The organism is Dactylosporangium darangshiense, assembly GCF_039537565.1.
Taxonomy (GTDB): Bacteria; Actinomycetota; Actinomycetes; order Mycobacteriales; family Micromonosporaceae; genus Dactylosporangium; species Dactylosporangium darangshiense.
In genome coordinates this window covers 84,727-106,036 of record NZ_BAABAT010000036.1, presented here as the reverse complement: position 1 = coordinate 106,036, position 21,310 = coordinate 84,727, and the positions used below count along the sequence as shown (strand labels likewise).

The 21,310-nt window shown below is 72.7% G+C and carries 17 protein-coding genes and 1 pseudogene; 11 read left to right on the top strand and 7 right to left on the bottom strand.

Annotation, left to right across the window (positions count from 1 at the left end; all coding sequences use genetic code 11):
* Positions 1 to 23 precede the first annotated feature (23 nt).
* Positions 24 to 311 carry an antibiotic biosynthesis monooxygenase family protein gene (locus tag ABD901_RS42530; RefSeq protein ID WP_345136556.1) on the bottom strand — a complete coding sequence of 96 codons (288 nt, stop codon included), beginning with the start codon at positions 309 to 311 and terminating at the stop codon, positions 24 to 26.
* 116 nt (positions 312 to 427) lie between these two features.
* Between ABD901_RS42530 and ABD901_RS42525 the strand changes: the two genes are divergently transcribed.
* The 5 genes from ABD901_RS42525 to ABD901_RS42505 all read left to right on the top strand — a co-directional run bounded on the left by ABD901_RS42525 (position 428) and on the right by ABD901_RS42505 (position 6,821).
* Complete coding sequence (locus ABD901_RS42525; protein ID WP_345136554.1) at positions 428 to 934, top strand: mycothiol transferase; 507 nt, start codon at positions 428 to 430, stop codon at positions 932 to 934.
* 84 nt (positions 935 to 1,018) lie between these two features.
* On the top strand, positions 1,019 to 2,344 hold the full coding sequence (locus tag ABD901_RS42520) for an NAD(P)/FAD-dependent oxidoreductase (RefSeq protein WP_345136552.1): 1,326 nt from the start codon (positions 1,019 to 1,021) through the stop codon (positions 2,342 to 2,344).
* Between the two features lie 77 nt (positions 2,345 to 2,421).
* Positions 2,422 to 3,744 (top strand): reverse transcriptase family protein, encoded by a 1,323-nt coding sequence (locus tag ABD901_RS42515; protein WP_345136550.1) that lies wholly within the window; start codon positions 2,422 to 2,424, stop codon positions 3,742 to 3,744.
* A 21-nt stretch (positions 3,745 to 3,765) separates the two neighbouring features.
* Positions 3,766 to 4,851, top strand: coding sequence for a calcium/proton exchanger (cax, locus tag ABD901_RS42510; RefSeq protein WP_345136548.1), 1,086 nt, complete (start codon positions 3,766 to 3,768; stop codon positions 4,849 to 4,851).
* Between the two features lie 65 nt (positions 4,852 to 4,916).
* The gene (locus ABD901_RS42505; RefSeq protein WP_345136546.1) at positions 4,917 to 6,821 is read left to right on the top strand and encodes an acyltransferase family protein; all 1,905 of its coding nucleotides are present in this window, start codon (positions 4,917 to 4,919) and stop codon (positions 6,819 to 6,821) included.
* Between the two features lie 169 nt (positions 6,822 to 6,990).
* Here ABD901_RS42505 and ABD901_RS42500 read toward each other — a convergent pair.
* Positions 6,991 to 7,800, bottom strand: a pseudogene (locus ABD901_RS42500) (EI24 domain-containing protein); the annotation flags it as partial.
* 123 nt (positions 7,801 to 7,923) lie between these two features.
* Between ABD901_RS42500 and ABD901_RS42495 the strand changes: the two are divergent.
* Positions 7,924 to 8,817 carry an expansin EXLX1 family cellulose-binding protein gene (locus ABD901_RS42495; protein ID WP_345136544.1) on the top strand — a complete coding sequence of 298 codons (894 nt, stop codon included), beginning with the start codon at positions 7,924 to 7,926 and terminating at the stop codon, positions 8,815 to 8,817.
* Positions 8,818 to 8,830: 13 nt separating this feature from the next.
* Here ABD901_RS42495 and ABD901_RS42490 read toward each other — a convergent pair whose 3' ends face one another.
* From ABD901_RS42490 to ABD901_RS42480, 3 genes are read right to left on the bottom strand one after another with little or no spacing between them, the layout of a single operon-like run.
* A complete protein-coding gene (locus ABD901_RS42490; protein ID WP_345136542.1) occupies positions 8,831 to 10,681 on the bottom strand; it encodes a glycoside hydrolase family 15 protein in 1,851 nt (616 codons plus the stop codon).
* Between the two features lie 15 nt (positions 10,682 to 10,696).
* On the bottom strand, positions 10,697 to 12,067 hold the full coding sequence (gad, locus tag ABD901_RS42485; RefSeq protein ID WP_345136540.1) for a glutamate decarboxylase: 1,371 nt from the start codon (positions 12,065 to 12,067) through the stop codon (positions 10,697 to 10,699).
* 36 nt (positions 12,068 to 12,103) lie between these two features.
* A complete protein-coding gene (locus ABD901_RS42480; protein ID WP_345136538.1) occupies positions 12,104 to 12,643 on the bottom strand; it encodes a TetR/AcrR family transcriptional regulator in 540 nt (179 codons plus the stop codon).
* A gap of 81 nt (positions 12,644 to 12,724) precedes the next feature.
* On the opposite strand from ABD901_RS42480, the gene ABD901_RS42475 reads away from it, so the two are divergent.
* Positions 12,725 to 13,924 (top strand): FAD-dependent monooxygenase, encoded by a 1,200-nt coding sequence (locus tag ABD901_RS42475; RefSeq protein WP_345136536.1) that lies wholly within the window; start codon positions 12,725 to 12,727, stop codon positions 13,922 to 13,924.
* 20 nt (positions 13,925 to 13,944) lie between these two features.
* Positions 13,945 to 14,406, top strand: coding sequence for a MarR family winged helix-turn-helix transcriptional regulator (locus ABD901_RS42470; RefSeq protein WP_345136534.1), 462 nt, complete (start codon positions 13,945 to 13,947; stop codon positions 14,404 to 14,406).
* Positions 14,407 to 14,422: 16 nt separating this feature from the next.
* On the opposite strand, the gene ABD901_RS42465 is transcribed toward ABD901_RS42470, so the two are convergent.
* Together ABD901_RS42465 and ABD901_RS42460 are read right to left on the bottom strand one after the other, a co-directional pair.
* Entirely contained in the window at positions 14,423 to 16,063 is a 1,641-nt protein-coding gene (locus tag ABD901_RS42465) for a purple acid phosphatase family protein (protein WP_345136531.1), read from the bottom strand.
* A gap of 443 nt (positions 16,064 to 16,506) precedes the next feature.
* Positions 16,507 to 17,127: a 4-hydroxy-tetrahydrodipicolinate reductase gene (locus tag ABD901_RS42460; RefSeq protein ID WP_345136588.1), complete on the bottom strand. Its 621-nt coding sequence runs from the start codon at positions 17,125 to 17,127 to the stop codon at positions 16,507 to 16,509.
* A gap of 564 nt (positions 17,128 to 17,691) precedes the next feature.
* Between ABD901_RS42460 and ABD901_RS42455 the strand changes: the two genes are divergently transcribed.
* Genes ABD901_RS42455 through ABD901_RS42445 form a run of 3 tightly spaced genes read left to right on the top strand, consistent with a single transcriptional unit; the run spans position 17,692 to position 21,229 of the window.
* On the top strand, positions 17,692 to 19,134 hold the full coding sequence (locus ABD901_RS42455; protein ID WP_345136530.1) for a ferric reductase-like transmembrane domain-containing protein: 1,443 nt from the start codon (positions 17,692 to 17,694) through the stop codon (positions 19,132 to 19,134).
* The gene (locus ABD901_RS42450) at positions 19,131 to 20,639 is read left to right on the top strand and encodes a ferredoxin (RefSeq protein WP_345136528.1); all 1,509 of its coding nucleotides are present in this window, start codon (positions 19,131 to 19,133) and stop codon (positions 20,637 to 20,639) included. Before ABD901_RS42455 ends, ABD901_RS42450 begins: the two co-directional genes overlap by 4 nt.
* A 5-nt stretch (positions 20,640 to 20,644) precedes the next feature.
* A complete protein-coding gene (locus ABD901_RS42445; protein ID WP_345136526.1) occupies positions 20,645 to 21,229 on the top strand; it encodes a sigma-70 family RNA polymerase sigma factor in 585 nt (194 codons plus the stop codon).
* Positions 21,230 to 21,310 lie beyond the last annotated feature (81 nt).

Here is a 21,310-nt window from a genome sequence, read left to right as displayed (position 1 = left end):
GGTAATCCATGCGCTACAGACAATCACGCCGCCTCGCCGTCCTCGGCGGATATCACCTCGTCGATGGTCGCGAAGAACGCGGCGATGCCGGGCCGGTTGGCGCCCTTCTCGCGCGACGCGGCCCGGTCCTCGGCCGAGCGCCAGTCGACGATGTCGAGCCACTCGCCGCCCGGCAGCCGCACGAGCCGGGCGCCGAGGAAGCCCGCCCGGTCGGCCTCGAAGTCGGCGAGCATGCCCGGGCGGGCGGCGAGGAAGGCCTCGGTGTGCTCGGGTGCGACCCGCACCCGCGTGAGTTCAACGATCGCAGTCATGCCTCAAAACGTATAGTCAGGATCAGTGACGATCAAGTTCGGTGACTAAATCATTGCCGGTACCGTTCGGGAACGACGGGTAGGAGCTACGAGACGATCGAGATGGGGGATGGGACATGCAGGTGAACGAACTGCTGGTCGAGGGCTACGGGCGGCTGCCCGACCTGGTGCGCGGCGCCGTCCAGGGGCTCACCGCCGAACAGCTGCACTGGGCGCCCCGGCCCGGCGCGAACTCGATCGGCTGGCTGGTCTGGCACCTCACGCGGGTGCAGGACGACCACGTGACCGAGCTGCTCGACGGTGCGGAGCAGCTGTGGGTGACCGGGGCCTACGCCAAGGGCTGTGGCCTGAAGGCGCAGGCGTCCGACACCGGCTACGGGCACACCCCGGAGCAGGTGGCCGCGGTGCGGCCCGAGTCGCCGGAGGTGCTGCTGGAGTACTTCGACGACGTCTACGCCCGCACGCGGGCGTTCATCGCCCGGCTCACGCCCGCGGACCTGAGCCGCATCGTCGACGAGCGGTGGGACCCGCCGGTGTCGCTCGGCGTGCGGCTGGTGAGCGTGCTCGACGACGACACCCAGCACGTCGGGCAGGCCGCCTACGTGCGCGGAATCCTGCCCTGACGAGTCGCGCAGGACACACCGGCGCGCAGCTGTCACAGTGGTGTACTTGTAGTGCACGATCCACTGCCCCATCGGGAGATGCACATGGACGAGCGTGCGGAGCAGCGGCACCGGGTCGTCATTGTCGGCGCCGGGTTCGGGGGGCTGTTCGCGACCAAGGCACTCAAGAACGCGCCGGTCGACGTGACCCTGATCAACGGCACGGCGTACCACCTGTTCCAGCCGCTGCTGTACCAGGTGGCGACCGGCATCCTGTCGGAGGGCGAGATCGCGCCGCCCATCCGTGAGGTGCTCAAGCGCCAGCGCAACGCCCGGACGCTGCTCGGCACCGTGACGCGAATCGACCCCGACGCGCGGAAGGTCACCGCCGTCGCGCCCGGGATCAGCTACGAGGTCGAGTACGACTCGCTGATCGTGGCCGCCGGCGCCTCCCAGTCGTACTTCGGCAACGACAACTTCGCCGAGTTCGCGCCCGGCATGAAGAGCATCGACGACGCGCTCGAGCTGCGCGGGCGGATCTTCAGCGCGTTCGAGCTCGCCGAGATCGAGACCGACCCGGCCGCGATCGAGCGGCTGCTGACGTTCGTCGTGGTCGGCGCCGGGCCGACCGGCGTGGAGATGGCCGGGCAGATCGCCGAGCTTGCGCACCGGCACCTGCCCGGGCAGTACCACAGCATCGATCCCCGGCAGTCCCGCATCATCCTGATCGACGCGCTGCCCACCGTGCTGTCGACGTTCGGCGACCACCTCTCCACCCAGGCGCTGCGCCAGCTGCACCGCCTCGGCGTCGAGGTGGAGCTCAACACCAAGGTCGTCGACGTCGACGACACCGGCATCGAGGTGGAGGCCGCCGGCGGGCGCCGGCGCATCGAGTCGGCGACGAAGATCTGGGCGGCCGGCGTGGCCGCGCCGACGCTGTCCCGGCAGCTCGCCGAGGCGACCGGGGCCGAGGTCGACCGGGCCGGGCGGCTCAAGGTCAACCCGGACACCACCGTGCCCGGCCACCCGGAGATCTACGCCGTCGGCGACATGATGTCGCTCGACCAGCTGCCGGGCGTGGCCCAGGTGGCGATCCAGAGCGGCCGGCACGCCGCCGGGCAGATCCGCAAGCGGCTGGCGGGGCAGCCGACCGGGCAGCCGTTCAAGTACTTCGACAAGGGCAGCCTCGCGACCATCTCGCGCTTCTCCGCCGTGGCGAGCGTCGGGCGGTTCCGCTTCGCCGGGCTGATCGGCTGGCTGCTGTGGCTGGTGGTGCACCTGCTGTACCTCGTCGGCTTCAAGAACCGGGTCACCGCCGTGATGCACTGGTTCGTGAGCTTCATCGGTCGCGGGCGCTCGGAGCGGGTCGCCACGTTCCAGCAGGTGTACGCGCGGCGCGCGCTGCAGGAGTACCAGCACCGCCTGCCGTAAGGTGGCGGCGTGGCAGCGCGTCCCGAGCTGGTCACGGCTCGCCGTGATCGCTCCGGGGCAACCCCGGGGACGCAGAGTTGAGCACCGCAGCGCACCGCCGGCCCGCTTCCGCGCTTCGCGCGAGCCAGGGCAGGCACGACCGGGCAACGTCGGGGCGCGCTGCCGCGCGCGCCCTGGCCCTGGCGTTCCTGGCCGCGGACTGGGGGCGCCCGGCGCTGCTCGCGGCCGGTTTCGAGGCCCTCGGGCGCCGCCCGCGCTGGATGGGGCCGCTGGTCACCCGCGTGCTGGGCGCCTACCGCGACCCGCCCGCCGACCGCCCGCGCGAGCTCGCCGGCTTCCTCGAGGCCGTCCTGCCGCCGTTCGTGCCCAATCGGATCGTCGTGCGCCGCGCGGTGCCGACCCGCGTGGTGCGGCTGCGCTGGGACACCCCGCACCTGGACGACCTGGCCGCGCTCGCGGAGTTCCTCGGCGTCGACGGCGACCGGCTCGACTGGTTCGCCGACCGCCGCGAGATCAACCGCAAGACCACGACCGAGGCGCTGCGCCACTACCGGTACGAGTGGCGCCCGCACCGGCTCATCGAGGCGCCGAAGCCGCGCCTGCGCGCCCTGCAGCGCACGCTGCTGGACGGCCTGCTCGGGCGCGTGCCCGTCCACCCGGCCGCGCACGGCTTCGTCCCGGGCCGCTCGCCCTTCACGTTCGCCGCGCCGCACGCCGGGCGGCCGGTCGTCGTCCGGCTGGACCTTGCGGCGTTCTTCACGAGCGTCTCGGTTTCCCGGGTGTACGGCCTGTTCCGCGCGATGGGCTATCCCGAGCCCGTCGCGCACGCCCTCGCCGCACTGTGCACCACCAGCACGCCGGCCGACGTGCTGCGGGGCCACCCGGACGCGTTCGCACTGCGCGCGCCGCACCTGCCGCAGGGCGCGCCGAGCTCGCCGGCGATCGCCAACCTGTGCACGTTCCGGCTCGACCGGCGCCTCGACGGCGTCGCGGACGCCTTCGGCGCCGTCTACACCCGATACGCCGACGACCTGGCGTTCTCCGGCGACCTCAACCTCGGCGCCGCCCGCCGGCTGATACGGCTGGTCGAGCGGGTCGCGGTCGCGGAGGGGTTCCGGATCAACCCGGCCAAGACCCGGGTGCGGGGCCGCGGTGACCGGCAGCGCCTCGCCGGGCTGGTCGTCAACGACGGGCCGGCGGCGCCCCGCGAGGAGTACGACCGGCTCCGCGCGATCCTGCACGCCGCCGCCCGCGATGGGCTCGAGGCGGCGAACCGGGACGGCCGTGCGGACTTCGCCGCGCACCTCGCCGGCCGGATCGCCTGGGTCGGGCGGGGCCGCCCGGCGCGGGCCGCCAAACTGCGGGAACTGTACATGGCGGCGCTCGCGACAGAGTTGTGATCGTCTGTCATATTCGACGACGTGACTGTGGACGCCGCCCCCGCGCCAGCGCGCACCTTCATCCGCTCCGACTTCATGGTCTTCGGCATCTGCGCCGTCGCCGTCGGGATGGCGGCGGTGACCCGCTTCGCAAACGTGCCGTCGGTGCTCGCGTTCGTGGTCGCCGGCGCCGCGGTCGCCGCCCTCGCCTCGCTGGTCGGGCGCAGCGTCGAGCAGCTCGGCGACCGCTTCGGGCCGGGCGCGACCGGCGTGCTGCAGGGCGCGCTGGGCAACCTGCCCGAGCTGTTCATCGGCTTCTTCGCGCTCAAGGCCGGCCTGGTCTCGGTCGTGCAGTCCGCGATCATCGGCTCGATCCTGTCGAACATCCTGCTGGTGCTCGGCCTGGCCTTCGTCGCCGGCGGCCTCAAGCACGGCACCCAGAAGTTCAACTCCGAGCGGGCGCGCACCACGATGGTGCTGATGGTGCTCGCCACCGGCGCCCTGGTGCTGCCGAGCCTCGCCTCCTACGTACACACCCCGGCCGAGCCGCACGAGAAGTCGCTGTCGATCTTCGTCGCGATCGTCCTCCTGCTGGTCTTCGCGCTGTCGCTGCCGGCGAGCCTGAAGCGCTCGGCCGCGGCGGCGAACGACGTGCACATGGAGGCGCCGCGCTGGCCGGTCTGGGTCGCCGTCGGCCTGCTCGCGGTCGCCAGCCTCTGCGCGGCGCTGGTCTCGGACTGGTTCGTCTATGCCCTGGAGCCCGCGATCGACGCCCTCGGCATCTCGCAGGCCTTCGCCGGCCTCGTGATCGTCGCCATCGCCGGCAACGCGATCGAGAACGTCATCGGCATCAAGCTCGCGTTCAAGGGCCAGGCCGACTACGCCCTCAGCGTCGTCATCAACAGCCCGCTGCAGATCGCGCTCGTGCTGGCACCGGCGCTGGTCCTGCTGAGCCTGCTCACCGCGAGCACGCTGACCCTGGTCTTCGCCCCGATGCTCATCATGGCCGTGGCCATCACGGTGATCGCGGTCGCCTTCATCGTCTTCGACGGCGAGTCGACCTGGCTCGAGGGCGCGACACTCGTGGCCCTCTACGTGATCATCGCGTCGGTCTTCTGGTGGGGGTAAACGCCTTTCGAGGTCGGAAGGGCTAGCCCCGGTTTCGTGAGGCCGCCGCCGGGAAGCCGCCCCGCGTGGTGTCGCTGCGGTACCAGCCGTCCCTGGATGGCCTGCGGGCGGTCGCGCTCGGCGCCGTGCTCGTCGTGCACGGGCTGCCGAGCGTCCTGCCCGGCGGCTTCCTCGGGGTGGACCTGTTCTTCGTCCTGTCCGGCTTTCTGATCACGTGCCTGCTGCTCGCCGAGGTCGAGGCGGCCGGCCGGGCCGACCTCGGCGCGTTCTGGCTGCGCCGGGCCCGCCGCCTGCTGCCGGCGCTGGTGCTCGTCGTCGCCGTCACCGTCGGCACCGCGCGCTGGCTGCTGCCCGCACAGGACCCGCCGGCTTTGCGCGCGGACGGCATCGCCGCCCTGACGTACTGGGCCAACTGGCGCATGATCCTGCGCGGCGGCGGCGACTACTTCACCCGTACCGCCGACGCCTCACCGCTGCAGCACACCTGGTCGCTCGCGATCGAGGAGCAGTTCTACCTGATCTGGCCGCTGCTGCTGCTCCTGGCGCTGCGCGCCGCCCGCCCCAGGGTCGCGATCGCCGCCGTCTCGCTCGCCGGCGCCGCGGCTTCGGCGGTGGCGGCGGCCCTGCTCTACGACCCGGCCCGCACCGATCGGGTGTACTTCGGCACCGACACTCGCGCCGGCGCCCTGCTGGTCGGCTGCGCCCTGGCCGCCGCGCTGCCCGCGCTGTCCCGCCGCCCCCGCGGAGTGCGGGCGGCGGGCCTGGCCGGCGCGATCGCCTTCGCCGCGTGCTGCCGCTTCGCCACCGGCCACCAGCCGTGGCTGCTGCGCGGCGGCCTGCTCGTCCCGGCCGTCGCGGCCGCGGCGGTCCTGGCCGCGGTGTCCGTGGTCCCGGGCTCGATCGGCGCGCGGACGCTCGCGGTGCGCCCCCTGACCGCCGTCGGCAAGATCTCCTACGGCGGCTATCTCTGGCACTGGCCCCTCTTCGCCGTCCTCGACGCCGCGCGCACCGGCCTGCAGGGCCCCGCCCTCTTCGCCCTGCGTGTGGCGGCCACCCTGTGCGCGGCGGCGTTGAGCTACGCGCTGCTCGAGCGCCCGATCCGCCGCGGCATCCGCCCGCGGATCCCGCTGACCGCCCTGACCGCCGCCGCGGTCGCCGCGATCGCGCTCGCGTTGTCGCCCCTTGCCAAACCGGATGTGGTACCACCAGTGCTCCCCGCCGCCTTCCAGCCCTCGGCCGCGTCGTCCTCGTCCGCGCCCGCCTCGGCCCCGACGGCCCGCCCCGGCCGCCGCCCCGGCCCGCCGCGCGTGATGGTCATGGGCGACTCGGTGGCGTGGACCCTGGGCGCGTACTGGCCCGGCGACCCCCGCTTCGACCTCGCCAACGAGGCCGTCCAGGGCTGCGGCATCGCACCGCTACCGGACCTGCGCTACGCCGGCGACCTGCACGAGCCCTACCCGTACTGCTCGACCTGGCGCCAGCGCTGGTCCTCCTCGGTGGACCGCACCGACCCCGACCTGGCGGTGGTCCTGCTGGACCGCTGGGAGCTGATGGACCGCCGCCTCGAGAACCGCTGGACCCACGTCGGCGAGCCCGACTACGACGCGTACCTGAGCGGCCAACTCCGCGCGGCGCTGGACGCCCTGTCGTCCCACGGCGCCCGCCCGGTCCTGCTCACGGCCCCGTACACGCACCGCGCCGAGCGCCCCGACGGCGGCCTGTGGCCCGAGGACGACCCCGCCCGCGTGGACGCCTGGAACCGCCTGCTGTCCGCGGTGGCCTCGACCCACCCGTCGCACCCGGCAGTGCTGGACCTGAACCGGGTGCTGTGCCCCGCGGGCGCCTTCACCTGGACGGTGGCGGGGGTAAGGGTCCGTAGCGATGGCCTGCACCTGACCCCGGAAGGTGTCCGGGAAGTTGTCGCACCATGGCTGTCGGCGCAGCTGGCATCCCTGGCCCGTGGGTCGTGACCGGCCGGAAGCCGCCCGGGGCGAAGGCCGCGGCCGGTGCGATCATGCGGCCGTGCAACAGGACCGCGCCGACCAGCACCGACGGGGCCGTCAGCAGGTAGAGCACGACGCCCGGCATCGCGAAGATCGGGGTGATCGGCAGCAGCGTCACCAGGCGTAGGAGGAGCACCGGCAGCATCAGGGCAAGGAGGCTCATCATGCCGAAGCCCAGCGTGGAGGCCAGGTTCTGCCAGGCGAACCGCAGCTGCTCGCCCGCGCCGCGCACGCCGTGGTGGTGCAGCGGCACGGCCAGGGTGAGCAGGCCGACGAGGAAGCCGTTGAAGACCAGGCCGGCGGCGAGGGCGACGGCCAGGTTCACGCCCGGGATCCACAGCAGCGGGATCGTGACCAGCCAGCCCAGGTTCAGCACCGCGGTCACGATGAGGGTCTGGCGCAGGCAGACGGCGGCGGAGCGGTACCAACGCGGCGCCGCCACCTCCGGGCCACCGCTGCGCCGGATCACCGCGCGGGTGATGAACGGGAAGAACGCCGCTCCGAACAGCATGGTGAGCGGGACCGTGAGGGCGGTGATCGCCGTGTGGAACAGCATGGCCGCGGCGATCCAGAGCACCTGGTCGAGGATCCACAGCACCCAGTGCGGCAGGAAGTCCACGAGCCCGAGCAGCCAGGCGGTCAGCCGGTCGACCAGCGCGCCCGTCGCCTCGTGCAGGCCGAACAGCGCCAGGCCGGTCAGCAGGACCGGGACGGCCACCAGCGGCCACAGGCGAGGGGTCGTGACGAAGAGGGCGGTGCCGCGGAAGACGAACCCGGCGCCGGAGAAGAAGCGGGAGACGCTCGAGCCGACGGCGCGCGCCGCCTGCACGCCCTGCCGCCCGGCGGTGCCGGCGAAGCGGGCGACCTGCGCCGCCTGGGGCGATCGGCCGACGTCGGCGAGCCGGGCGTAAGGCGGTCGTCGTGGCGCGGGCGGCTGCGGCTGCATGCGACGGTACCCCCAGATCGACGCGGCGACCGCCTGAGCTTATGGATCGATGGGCGTCTCGTCGACTTTTAAGGTTTGCTTTCGCCGCGGGTGTGTCCCGCCCGCCGCCGTTACGATGCCGCCGTGGCTGAGCACAGCGTGGCGGGCGAGCCCTGGTGGCGGGCCCGGCGGACCTGGGTGATCGCCGCGGCCGGCGTGGTCGTGGCCGGCGCGGCGACCGTTGCGCTCGTCGCGCAGGCGTCCGGCGCGGCGTGCGCGGCGGTTGCGGCGACGACGGGGCAGGCCACGTACTACGCGGCCGACGGCGGCGGCAACTGCTCGTTCGACAAGGTGTCGGAGCCGCTGGTCGTGGCGCTGGGCAACGCGGAGTACAAGGCGGGGGCCGCCTGCGGGGGGTACCTCGACGTGAAAGGCCCGAAGGGGACCGTGCGGGTCAAGGTCACCGACCGCTGCCCCGAGTGCGCCGCCGGGCACATCGACCTGTCGAAGCAGGCGTTCGCGCGCATCGGCGAGGTGAGCGCCGGGATCATCAAGGTCACCTACAGCCAGGTGACCAGCCCGTCGGTGCCGGGGCCGGTGACGGTGCGGGTCAAGGAGGGCTCGTCGCGGTACTGGCTGGCGCTGCGCTTCGACAACACGGGCAACCCGCTGGCGAGCGCCGAGCTGCAGTCCGGCGGCGCGTGGAAGGCGCTCGGCCGCACCGACTACAACTACTGGATCGCCGAGAGCGGCGCCGGCAACGGGCCGTTCACGATGCGGGTCACCGACACGGCGGGCCGGCGTACCACGCTGAGCGGCATCACGCTGACGCCGGGCGCGGTCCAGCGCCCGGGCGCGACGGGCGCCGGCACGGTCGCGCCGAAGACCACCGGACCGAGCCGCTCGTCCGCGGCCGGCTCAGAGCCGCCGCCGGCCGCCGCGTCGCTCGCCGCGGCCGGCGAGGGCTCGTTCGCGCCGCTGGATCTCGCCACGACGGCGCCCGCGTCCGGCGCGCCGGCCGCCGCCAAGCACTGCTGAGCCCGCCCCGCGCTCAGCGGCCCTGCTCGGCGTCGATGACGCGGAAGACGGCGTTGATGAGCGCCAGGTGGGTGAGCGCCTGCGGGAAGTTGCCCAGGTGCCGGCCGCTGTGCACGTCGATCTCCTCGGCGTAGAGCCCGAGCGGGCCGGCCATGGACAACAGCTTCGCGCACAGCCGGCGGGCCCGGTCCAGCTCGCCGATCTCGACCAGCGCCGAGACCAACCAGAACGAGCAGACCGTGAACGTGCCCTCGGTGCCGCTGACGCCGTCGTCGGTCTCCTCGGTGCGGTACCGCAGCACCAGCTCGTCGACCGTGAGCTCGGACTCGATGGCGAGCACGGTCGCGCGCACGCGCTCGTCGTCCGCCGGCAGGAAGCCGACCAGCGGGATGAGCAGCACCGAGGCGTCCAGCGCGTTGGTGTCGTAGTGCTGGGTGAAGACGCCGCGGTCGTCGACGCCGTGCGCCAGCACGTCCTCGCGGATCTGCACGGCCAGGCTCCGCCAGCGCTCCGCGAGCTCCGTGTCGTCGCGCAGCTGCGCCAGGCGGGCGCCCCGATCGAGCGCCACCCAGCACATGACCTTCGACGAGGTGAAGTGCCGCGGCTCGCCGCGCACCTCCCAGATGCCGCGGTCCGGCTCGCGCCAGAACTTGGCCGCCGTCTCCACCTGGTGCACCAGCGCCGGCCACATGCGCTCCTCGAGGCGGTCCCGGTGCTTGGTGTGCAGCCAGACCGAGTCCAGCATCGTGCCCCACACGTCGTGCTGGCGGTGGGTGAAGGCGTCGTTGCCGACCCGCACCGGGCGGGCGCCTTCGTAGCCGTAGAGGTGCTCCAGCGTCCGCTCGCCCAGGTCGCGCTCGCCGCCCATGCCGTACATGACCTGCAGGTCGACGTACTGGCTGGCGATCTCGGTGATGAACCGGCGGAAGTCGTCGGCCTCCCAGTCCAGCCCGAGCTCGTACAGGCTCCACAAGGCGAAGGTGGAGTCGCGGATCCAGCAGTACCGGTAGTCCCAGTTGCGCTCGCCGCCGGGCGTCTCCGGCAGTGAGGTCGTCGCGGCCGCGGCCAGCGCGCCGGTCGGCGCGAACGAGAGCCCCTTCAGGGTGAGCGCGCTGCGCTCGAGCTCGGCGCGGAACGGGTGGTCGGGGAAGCGGCCGCGGGCGAGCCAGTGCTGCCAGTGGTGTGCGGTCCAGACCAGGCGCGCCTCCGCCTCGGCGATGTCGTACGGCGGCTCGTGCTCGGTCCACGACAGGGCGCAGAAGCGGGCGTCGCCGTCGCGCAGCAGGGTGCGGGCGATGGCCTTGCTGCCCTCGAACCCCAGCCGCAGGTCGGTCGTGAGGCTCAGCTCGACGCCCTCGCCGTCGGCCCGGCAGCGGCCCTGGTGGTACCCCGGCCCGCGGTACTCCCACCGCCCCGGCCGCCGCCCGTAGTCGAAGACCGGCTCGCAGTCGAGGGTGAGCTGGACCTCCCCGCTGACACAGCGGACCGTGCGCAGCAGCACGTGCTGCGCGTCGTAGTCGGTCGGCGCCCGCCGGTGCGTGCCGGAGCGTTCGATGTCGTGGTGCCAGGGCCCCATGAGCAGCACGTCGAGCACGACGATCCAGCCGGTCGTGGTGCCCCAGCTGGTCTCCAGCACCATCGTGCCCGGCAGGTACCGCCGCGCCGCCGGCACCCGCAGGTCCGAGGGGCCCAGCCGGAAGCCGCCGGCGCCGCGGTCCAGCAGCGCGCCGAAGACGCTGGGCGAGTCGAGCCGGGGCAGGCAGAGCCACTCCACGTTGCCGCTCGGCGCGATGAGCGCGGTGGTCTCGCAGTCGGACAGGAACCCGTACGACTCAATGGGCGGGAACGGCGAGAGCGCGGTCACGAGCGCCGCCTCCCCTCAGATGCCGTGTGCGAACGAGGCGACCTCGGGCCCGCGCGCCGGCGCCGTCTGCTGCTCCAGCCGATGCAGCACGCCGCGCAGGTCGGCCATGAACAGGTCGGCCAGGTCGTGTGTGAACCCGCTGCGCACCACCACGCGCAGCGCCGCGAGGTCGGTGCGGTGCTCCGGGAAGGTGTACGCCGGGACGATCCAGCCGGCCGTGCGCAGCGCGATGGAGACGTCGAAGACCGAGTAGTTGAGCACGTCCTCGCGAAGGGCCACGGCCACCACGGGCAGCTGGGAGCCGTTGGTGATCAGGCGGAACGGCCCGAGGCCGTTCATCCGCTCGCCCAGCAGCATGGCGACCTCGCGGCCGTAGCGCTGCACCCGCCGGTACCCGCTGAAGCCGAGCCGCAGGAAGTTGTAGTACTGCGCCACCACCTGCGCGGCCGGCCGGGAGAACGTCAGCGTGAACGTCGGCAGCTCCCCGCCGAGGTAGTTGACCCGGAACACCAGGTCGTCGGGGAGCGCGGCCTCGTCGCGCCAGACGACCCAGCCCAGCCCGGGGTACACGAGCCCGTACTTGTGCCCCGAGACGTTGATCGAGGCGACCCGGTCCAGCCGGAAGTCCCACTCGAGCTCCGGGTCGCAGAACGGCGCGACCATGGCACCGGAGGCGCCGTCGATGTGCACCGGGACGTCCCAGCCGGTGCGCCGCTGCAGCTCGTCCAGCGCGGCGCAGATCTCGGCCACCGGCTCGTAGCTGCCGTCGAACGTCGAGCCCAGCACCGCCACGACGCCGATCGTGTTCTCGTCGCAGCGCGCCGCGGCCTCGGCCGCACCGAGGTGGAACCGGTCGCCCTCCATCGGCACCGTCCGCGGCTCGACGTCCCAGTAGTCGGCGAACTTCTCCCAGCAGATCTGGGTGTTGATGCCCATGACGATGTTCGGGCGGTCCGCCGGTTGCCCGGCGGCGCGCCGGGCTTGCTGCCAGCGCCGCTTGAGCGCCAGGCCGCCGAGCATGCACGCCTCGCTCGAGCCGGCCGTCGACACGCCCGGCGCGGCCCGGTAGTCGGGCGCGTGCCAGAGGCCGGCCAGCATGCGCACGCAGCGGCGCTCCAGGTCGGCGGTGCGCGGGTACTCGTCGCGGTCGATGAGGTTCTTGTCGATGCTCTCGGCCATCAGCCGCCCGGCCTCCGGCTCCATCCACGTCGTGACGAAGCTCGCCAGGTTGAGCCTCGGGTTGCCGTCCAGCAGCAGCTCGTCGTGCACGATCTGGTACGCCACCGGCGGGTCCAGCTCGTCATCGGGCAGCTGGTCGCGAGGTATGCGCAGGGGCTCCCGGGTGAAGACCGGGTTCACCGACAGCTCCGGGGATCGGTCGATCATCCCCCGGCGCTACCCCCGGCCCCTCACACCAAACGGTCAGCGACCGAGCGTGGCGCAGGCCGCGTCGAGAGTCGCCCGGCGCAGCTCGTCGAACGGCGCGTCGGTGAACATCACCGTGCAGTCGCCCAGCCCGCCGACCGCCACCGTGGCGCGGGTCTGCTGCGCGAGCGTCGGCGCCGGCCCGAAGAGCAGCGCCTGCAGCCGCCGCCGCCAGCCGTCCACCGCGGCGGCCAGGTCGAGGTGGGCCAGCACGCTCGGGTCCTGCATGACCATCTTGGTGATGGCCCGGTGGCGGTACGTCACGTCGAAATACGCCCCGAGCATCTCCCGGGCGTCGTGTGACGGTGCCGACTCCAGCCGGGCCAGGAGCTCCTCCACGTCGTCGACGAGCGGCTGGACCAGGCCGCGCAGCAGTTCCTCGCGGGAGGCGAAGTGGTAGTACAGCGCGGGCTTGGTGATGCCGACGCGCTCGGCGATCTCGCGCAGGCTCGCCTGCTGCACGCCCTTCTCGGCGATCAGCTCCAGCGCCGCGGCGCGGATGCGCTCGGCGGTCTCGCTCGTCCTCGGTCTCGGCACGCCTCCGATAGTAGTTGACTTACCGGGCGGTAAGGATTTACCGTCCGGTAGGTAAGTAAACCTGCGAGGGGGAGGTTCGACATGCACGTGCTCATCTCAGGTGCGAGCATCGCCGGGCCGGTGCTGGCGTATTGGCTGCGCCGGGCCGGGTTCCGGGTCACGGTCGTGGAGCGGACCGAGTCGCTGCGCACCGGCGACGGCGGGCAGGCGGTGGACCTGCTCGGGCCGGCGGTCGAGGTCATCGACCGGATGGGGCTCGGCGCGACGGTGCGGGCCGAGCGCACCGTGACCGACATGATGTCGCTGATCCGGCCGGGGCGGCGCACGATCACCATCCACGGCGCGGAGCTGCTCGCCGGCATCTCCGACCGGCACATCGAGATCTACCGGGGCGACCTGGCGCGGATCGTGCACGAGGCGACGGCCGGCGACGTCGAGTACCGCTTCGGCACCACGATCGCGGCGCTGGACGGCGGCGACGTCACCTTCGCCGACGGCACCCGGGAGCGCTTCGACCTCGTCGTCGGCGCCGACGGCCTGCACTCCGGCGTGCGGCGGCTGGTCTTCGGCGACGAGCGGCGGTACCGCCAGTTCCTCGGCGCCTACTTGTCGGTCTTCTCCATCCCCGACTTCCTCGGCCTGGACGGCGTCGTGCAGATGTATTACGGCATCGACAGAGGGGTAGCCGTCTACCCGACCAAGAACCCGGACCGGGCCCGGGTGGTGGTCCTGGCCCGCAGCACCGAGCGCGACCACGACTACCGGGACGCCGCCGCGCAGCGACGGCTGCTGCGTGCCATGGTCGACGGCCTCGGCTGGGAGGTACCGCGGCTGATGGGGCACCTCGACACCGCGGACGACTTCTACTTCGACTCGATCAGCCAGATCCGGCTCGACTCGTGGTCGCGCGGCCCCGTGACCTTGGTCGGCGACGCGGGATACGGCCCCGGCCCGGCGGTCGGCGGCGGCACCAGCCTCGCCGTCGTCGGCGCCTACGTGCTGGCCACCGAGCTCGCGGCGGCCGGCGGCGACCCCGCCGTGGCGTTCCCGGCCTACGAGGCGGCGATGGCGGCGCCGGTCGCGGCCAGCCGGCCCATCGGCCCGTCGGTGCTCGACACGCTGATCCCCCGCGGCCGCTTCCAGCTGTGGGCGATGACCCAGGCCGGCCGCGTGCTGCCGAGGCTGCCCGAGCCGCTGCGGCGCCGGCTCACGTCCTTCGGCGGCGGCCCCGCCGCGATGCTCGACGGCGTGCGGCTGCGCCCGGTGCCGGTGGCCGCCTGACCGACCTATAGTCGTGATCGGTGACTATCTCGCGCAGTGCCCGCAAGCGGGCCGACCCCGACCTCGGCGTGCTGTCCGCGCAGGTGCTCTTCGCGCTGCAGAAGGAGCTCTTCCGCCGGCTCGCCGAGCAGGGGCACCCCGACCTGCGGCCCCGCCACGGCGCGGTGCTGGCCTACCTCGACGCCGAGGGCAGCCGGGCCACCGAGCTCGCGTTCCAGTCCGGCCAGCACAAGCAGGTCATCGGCACGCTCGTCGACGAGCTCGAGGCGCTCGGCTACGTGCAGCGCCGGCCCGACCCGCAGGACCGGCGGGCCAAGCTCGTCGTGCCGACCGAGCGCGGCCTGGACGAGATGCGTCGCTCGGACGCGATCCTCGCCGACATCGAGCGCGGCCACGCCGAGGCGGTCGGCGCGCCGGCCTACGCGACCTTCAAGGACGTGCTGCGCCGGGTGGCGAGCCGCCAGCGGGAGGAGATCCGCTAGCGGCCCGCCGCCGGGCTCAGGCCTGGTTCTCGTCCAGCGCCGCCCGCTTGCGGCCGTCGCCGCCGGCGGTGCGCTCGATGACCACGCGGTCGATCTCCTGCCCGGCCTCGGTCAGCGCGCGCAGCGTGAGGGTGGTCTTGCGCCCCTCGGCGGCGGGCTGCACGTCGACGGCGAGGAACGAGTAGCCGGTGTAGCGCACCCGCGACCAGGTGACGGTCTCGGTGACCTTCACCGTGCCGTTCGCCCACACGTAGCTGGGCACCGAGTCGAGGTCGTTGACGTGCCCGGCGTAGGAGTCGGGGACCGGGAAGCTGTACAGCGAGCGCCCGGCCGCGCCCGCGGTGACGTACGTCGTGCCGTCCCGCTCCGGGTGGGTCGTCGCGCCGATCGGGGTCTGCTTGGACACACCGCCCTTGAGCGCGTCGGCCCGCTCGTAGATGTGGTTGTGCCCGTTGACGACCAGGTCCACCTGGTACTTGTCGAACAGCGGCACCCACTGCGTGCGCACGCCGCCCTCGGACGCGTGCTGGTTCGTCGTCGAGTACGCGCAGTGGTGGAAGAACACGACGACGAAGTCCACGTCGGGCTGCTGGCGCAGGAACTTGAGCCGGTCCTCGAGCCACTTGGTCTGCGAGCCGCCGCTGTAGCCGAGGTTCGCCGGGATCTCGTAGGAGACGTCGTTGGCGTCGAGCGAGATCACCGCGACGTTGCCGAAGATGTAGGAGTACACGCTCGGGCAGTGTTGCGGGCCGTTGCCGGGGAAGTCGAACCGCGCGATGTCGCCGCCGTAGCCGTTGGGCGAGTACAGCGCCTCCATGTCGTGATTGCCGGTGGCGACCATCCACGGCACCGAGGCCGCGATCGACTCGGTCTGTGCGAGGAACTGGTCCCAGATGCGCGGGTCGTAGACGTCGGTGCCGTTTGAGCCGTCGGAGCTGACCGGCTTGCCGGCGCCGCTGGAGTCGCCGTAGGCGATGTCGCCGGCGTGCAGATGGAAGGCCGGGTTCTGCTGGGCGATGATGCCGTCGTTGCTCAGCGCGTGGTAGCTCACGCCCTGGTCGCCGAAGGCGGTGAAGGTGAAGGGGGCGGCAATCCGCCGGCGCGACGGCGCCGTGGTGAACGAGTCGACGCGGCCGAAGGTCGACAGGTCGGTGGGGTCGTAGCCGTCGTGGCCGACCGCGTAGAAGTACGTCTTGCCGGGCTGCAGGCCGTTGAGCGCGGCATGCACGTAGTACTGGTCCACGGGGGCGATGGCGCCGGGCACCTCGGAGTGCAGCGCGCGGATCTCGGCCGGGACCTTGTGGCCGAGGTTCCACGGGGAGTCGCCGTAACGCAGGAATGGCCGCGTCACCAGCGACGGCACCTGCCAGCCGACGCTCACCTGCGAGCGGGGATTGGCGCCGTAGGCCAGGTGCCGCGCGAACGGCACCACGAGGTGCCCGGGCAGCCGGTCGGGCTGCTGCCAGAATTCGGCGGTATTGTTCGCGAACGCCGGTCCGGCGATTCCCGCCGCGGCGACCGCGCCGGCGCCCGCGGCCCCGGCGACGAGCATGCCGCGGCGCGACATACGGATCTTCTTGCGCAGCAACTCGTGCTGCTCCGCCATGCTCAGCCGGGCGGCGAGGTGGTCGGGCAGCCCCATGCGAGGAATTTCCATGCCCGCAGTCTGCGCCCGATGGATAGCCGATTTTATTTATTGCTACATGAACAATCGCCGAAAACAATTGCGAATTGTACGGCGGAAACCGTCGCTATCCATGAGACATTTCCCGGCCCAAGTGAATCTCCCGCCATTCCGGGGATGCGCGCGCCTGTGGACGAGCCGACGCAGACCTTCGCCCGCGGCGCCGGCCGTGCTGCTGGGCGCGCAGGCGTGCTCCTCGCCCTCGCGCTGCTCGGCGGGCGGTCATGTGGTGCCGCCTGCTCGGCCCGGACGCCGTGCTCCTGCTCGGCCCGGACGCCGTGCTTCTGCTCGGCCCGGGCGTGCCGGGCGCCGCGGTGGCTGTTGCTGTCCGGCCACTCGGGCGGCCGGCCGTCGCCGGACCTTTCGGGCTTTGCGACGTTGGTGTTCCGCTCGGGCCGCTGCGGCGGGCTATTGCATCAGATGAGGCGCCCGAGGCCGACCGTCAGGCCGGGGCGCGCCGGGATGGCCCGGATCGCCAGCAGCACGCCCGGGATGAAGGACGAGCGGTCGATCGAGTCGTGCCGCAGCGTGAGCCGCTCGCCGTCGCCGCCGAAGAGCACCTCCTGGTGCGCGAGCAGCCCATTGGCCCGCACCGAGTGCACGCGCGGGTCGCGGACCAGGTCGGCGGTGCGCAGCGCGGTGCCGCTGGGCGCGTCGAGCTTCTGCGCGTGGTGCATCTCCACGATCTCGGCAGACGGGTAGTAGCGCGCGGCCCGCGCGGCGAACTCCATCATGAGCACGGCGCCGAGCGCGAAGCTCGGCGCGATGACCACGCCCTGGCCGGGCCGGTCGGCGAGCCAGGACGCGACCTCGTCCAGCCGCGCCCGGTCGAAGCCCGACGTGCCGACGACCACGTGCACGCCCCGCTCGATGCACCTGCGCAGGTTGCCCATCACCACGTCGTGGCGGGTGAAGTCCACGACCACGGCCGCGCTCGGGTCCTCGGCGTCGACGAGGTCCAGGTCCGCCGCGGCCTCGACCGCCTCGCACACCAGCCGGCCGACCCGGCCGCGCGCGCCGAGCACGCCCACGTTCATCACGGGCCCAACGTAGCCGCCGCGCCCCTCCGTACACATGTTCTATCCACAGGCTGTGGACGAACATGTGTACGAGTCCGCCGAGTGCCTCGGTGCACCGATTGTGCGGGTCCGAACAACATGATCAACGGCCGATCCGAAAGAAGCCCTAACGGGCACTTAAGAACAGCTTCACGAAACCATTCAGGTTACGGTGAGAAGTCAATCGACGACGGCATCCCTCGATATGTCCCGGGGACACGGGGCTGGCCGGACAAAACGGGCAAATTTCCCCGGTGAGCGCGCCAGATGGCGCCCTGCACGGGGTCCGTCGATCCATAAAAGGAGTTAAAGAGACTTGAAGAACGGCTGCCTGATCTTGTCCCGAGGCGATGGAACCGCTCGATGAAACTTAAATTGACCGCTTACTGACACCCTGCCAAGGTGGGTTTTGCCGGTAGGTGGAAATAGCCGGGAATCACCGCACAGGATAGAGGAACTGCAATGGTTCAGCCGCACCCGCCGGGTTCCGGCGGGGTTCCCTCAAGCCGCGGTCGATCCTCCAGAAGCGGACCGCCCTCCGCGGTGAACGTCGGGCTCGTCGCCCTCGCTGCGCTGATGCTCCTCGGCGTGCTCACCGGTGGCGGGCGCGAAACCCTGACCCAGGTCTTCGGTTTCCTGGTCTTCTACTGCGGTGTCTTCACCCTCGTGTCGCTGACCCTCACGGTGATCGTCGGCCTCATCGCCACCGATCGCATCGTCCTCGTCGCGCGCCATCGCGTGTGGGTGCAGTCCGTGCACCGCACGCTGGGCATCGTCGCGATCTCCTGCCTCGGCCTGCACATCGGCACCGAGCTCGTGGTCGGGCGGGTCGGCCTCTTCGGCGCGCTCGTGCCCTTCACCACGGCGCCGTTCACCGTCGGTGCCGGCTCCGTGGCGGCGTACCTCATGATCCTGGTCATGTGGAGCGGCATGGTGCGCTCCCGCTTCGCGCAGAACGGCCGCCCGTGGCTGTGGCGCCCGCTGCACGCCGCGGCCTACCTGTCGTGGCCGGTTTCGCTGTGGCACGGGCTCAACGCCGGGCGCCCGCCGGCCGTGTGGGTGACCGCGAGCTACCTGGTGCTGGGGTTCCTGACCACCGTCGCACTCGGCCTGCGCCTGTCCGCCGAGCGCAGCCGGCGCCGGCAGCAGGTGACCGCCGGCCGCACCACCACCGAGATCGCGCCGGTGGGGCGGATCGAGCCGGCCGGATACGAGCGGCGGGCCCCGCGCTCGTCCCGCTCCGGCAGCCGGTTCCGCTGGGACGCCGCCTCCGCCGAGCAGCTGTGGTCCGCCGAAGAGGGCGGCGCCGACCTGCGCGCGGACTACCGCCGCGAGAAGGCTGCCGACCTGCGCGCGGACTACCGCCGCGAGAAGGTTGCCGAGGCTGCCCCGGTGACCGCGGTGCCGGTGAGCGCCGTGCCGGTGACCGCGGTGGTCTACGACGACCCGGTGACGTACGACGACCCGGTGACGTACGACGAACCGGAGCCGTACGAGCCCCCGGCCCCGGCCCCGGCGTCGGCCCCCAAGCACTCGTACGAGCCCAACCCCTACGCGTCGGAGTACTACGAGCCGGAGCCCGAGCCCGAGCCGGCCCCGACGTTTCGCGGCGTGGCGACGCCCGTCTACGACGACTACGACCCCTACGCCACCTACCCCGAGCCCGAGCCGGCCCGAGCCGAACCGTCCTATGTGGAGCCCGGACCCGCGGCCGAGTACCGCGACGAGACGACGGGCCTGACCCTTCGCGACCGGTTCGCTGCGCGCCGCACCAAGGTCGCCGCGGCCGCCGAGGCCGACCGCTACGCCGACGACGACACTCCGACGCTGGTCAACCTCGACACCCGCCGCGAGCTGCGCCGCCAAGAGGAGGAGGAGCGTCGCACCCGTCGCGCCCAGTCCTCGAGCGGCCGGGGCCGTCGCCACCGTGACGATGACGACGACGACCTCGAGTACTGGGCCCGCCTGCGGGGCGAGGCGCGATGAGCCCCCGCGCCCGCGGCAGCGTCGTCGGCGGGGCGACCAGGGTCCCGACCGTCCTGTCGATCGGGCCGGCTCGGCTGACCGCCGGCCTCGACCACGCCGAGCGGCTCGACCTGCGCGCACACCAGCAGGTGCACGGCCCGATCGGCCCGCTGTCCAAGCGCGCCCTCATCGAGCTGGCCGACGACGTCAACCTCACCGGCCGCGGTGGCGCCGGCTTCCCGTTCGCCAAGAAGGTGAAGGCCGTCGCCGACGCCGTCGAGCGGCGCATGCTCGCGCCGTTCGTGGTGGTGAACGCGACCGAGGGCGAGCCGGCCGCCTGGAAGGACAAGGTCCTGCTGACCCGGGCGCCGCACCTGATCCTCGACGGCGCAGCCCTGGTGGCCTGGGCGCTGCGTGCGGTGGAGGTCGTGCTGTGCGTCGCCGACGACGGCATCGGCGAGCGGTCGCTGCTGGCCGCTATCGCCGAGCGCGACCTGCCGGTGCCGGCCCGCGTCGTGCGGGTGCCGCACCGGTTCATCTCCGGCGAGGGCGGCGCGCTGGTGCAGGGCATCAACGGCCTGCCGCACATCCCGCCCGGCATCAAGCGCCGGGCGAGCGAGGGCGGTGTGGCCGGACAGCCGACGCTGCTGTCCAACGCCGAGACCTTCGCGCAGCTGGCGATCGCCGCCCGGATCGGCCCGCGCCGCTACCGCGAGGTCGGCGAGCCGCAGGGGAAGGAGCCCGGCACCGTGCTGCTCAGCGTCACCGGCAGCGCCCGGCACCCGGCCGTCGTCGAGTGCCCGACCGGCACCCCGCTGGCCGAGGTCCTCGACCTCTGCGCCGTGCCCGCCGGCCCGGCCGTGCTCTCCGGCGGCTTCCACGGCCGCTGGCTGGACATGGCCACGGCGTCTCGGGCCGAGGTCTCGCGGCGCGGTATGGCCGCGGTCGGCGGCGCCCTCGGCGCCGGCATCATCCTGCCGATCGGCCCGGACACCTGCCCCGTCGGCGAGGTCGCCCGCGTGGTGCGCTACCTCGCGGCGGAGTCGGCCGGGCAGTGCGGTCCGTGCCGGCTCGGCCTGCCCGACCTGGCCCGGGCCGTCGACGGCCTGGCGTCGGGGACCGGCGACCCGGCCGTCGTGCGCGCGGCCGCGGCCGGCGTCAAGGGCCGTGGCGCTTGCAGCCATCCCGACGGTACCGCTGGATTCGCGACCTCAGCCCTGGAAGTCTTCGCCGACGATCTCACCCGGCACGCCCGGGCCGGCGACTGCGGGCGCTCGACCGTCGGCGTGCTGCCGGTGCCCACCACCCGCGAAGAGGGCGGCACGCGCAGGCTGCACGTCGACTGGTCCCGCTGCGACGGGCACGGCCTGTGCGCCGATGTCGCCCCCGACCTCATCCGGCTGGACGGCAACGGCTATCCGGCCTTCCTCGATGCGCCGGTGCCGGTGCGGCTCGAACCCGTGGCCGCCCAGGCCGTGGCCATGTGCCCGGCCCTTGCCCTGCGCATGGCCGCAGCGAAACGGTGATCGCCATGATCGAGACGACCGGCCGTGCAGGACGCCACAACGCCGGGGCCCGTGACCCGGACGACGAGCTCCTCTGCGCCCTGTACCGCGAGCACGCCGACGCACTGCTGCGCTTCGTCTCCCGGCTCACCGCCGGCGACCGGCAGCGAGCGGAGGACATCGTGCAGGAGACCCTGCTGCGGGCCTGGCGCAACGCGGACCGATTCGACCACGACGCGGTCGGCTCGCTGCGGCCGTGGCTGTTCACGGTGGCGCGGCGGATCGCGATCGACGAGCATCGCAGCGCGAGCGCGCGGGCCGGCGAGACCTACGGCCAGGACCTCGACGAGGTGTGGCTGGCCGAGCTGTCGCAGAGCGACGAGACCGAGCGGGTGCTGTCCAGCCTCGTGGTGATGGACGCGCTGCGCAGCCTCAGCCGCGCGCACCGCGAGATCATCGTCGAGACGTACCTGCGCGACCGCACCGTCAACGAAGTCGCCGAGCTGCTCGGCCTGCCGCTGGGCACCGCGAAGTCACGGGTGTACTACGCCCTGCGATCCCTGCGGGCCGCACTGGATGCGAAGACTGATACGGATCGCGGCACCAGATAGTTCGAGGTTTCGGCCAACTATCTTTGTGAATTTGTCCACTGTGGATCCCTTCAGTCTCCGTCACCCCTCACGCCCGTACCA

What these genes read in the sequence shown, in the direction of transcription:
- ABD901_RS42530 (WP_345136556.1), bottom strand. Translation starts at nt 311, where the DNA reads ATGACTGCGATCGTTGAACTCACGCGGGTGCGGGTCGCACCCGAGCAC.
- ABD901_RS42525 (WP_345136554.1), top strand. Translation starts at nt 428, where the DNA reads ATGCAGGTGAACGAACTGCTGGTCGAGGGCTACGGGCGGCTGCCCGAC.
- ABD901_RS42520 (WP_345136552.1), top strand. Translation starts at nt 1,019, where the DNA reads ATGGACGAGCGTGCGGAGCAGCGGCACCGGGTCGTCATTGTCGGCGCC.
- gad (WP_345136540.1), bottom strand. Translation starts at nt 12,067, where the DNA reads ATGATCGACCGATCCCCGGAGCTGTCGGTGAACCCGGTCTTCACCCGG.
- ABD901_RS42475 (WP_345136536.1), top strand. Translation starts at nt 12,725, where the DNA reads ATGCACGTGCTCATCTCAGGTGCGAGCATCGCCGGGCCGGTGCTGGCG.
- ABD901_RS42465 (WP_345136531.1), bottom strand. Translation starts at nt 16,063, where the DNA reads ATGGAAATTCCTCGCATGGGGCTGCCCGACCACCTCGCCGCCCGGCTG.
- ABD901_RS42460 (WP_345136588.1), bottom strand. Translation starts at nt 17,127, where the DNA reads ATGAACGTGGGCGTGCTCGGCGCGCGCGGCCGGGTCGGCCGGCTGGTG.
- ABD901_RS42450 (WP_345136528.1), top strand. Translation starts at nt 19,131, where the DNA reads ATGAGCCCCCGCGCCCGCGGCAGCGTCGTCGGCGGGGCGACCAGGGTC.
- ABD901_RS42445 (WP_345136526.1), top strand. Translation starts at nt 20,645, where the DNA reads ATGATCGAGACGACCGGCCGTGCAGGACGCCACAACGCCGGGGCCCGT.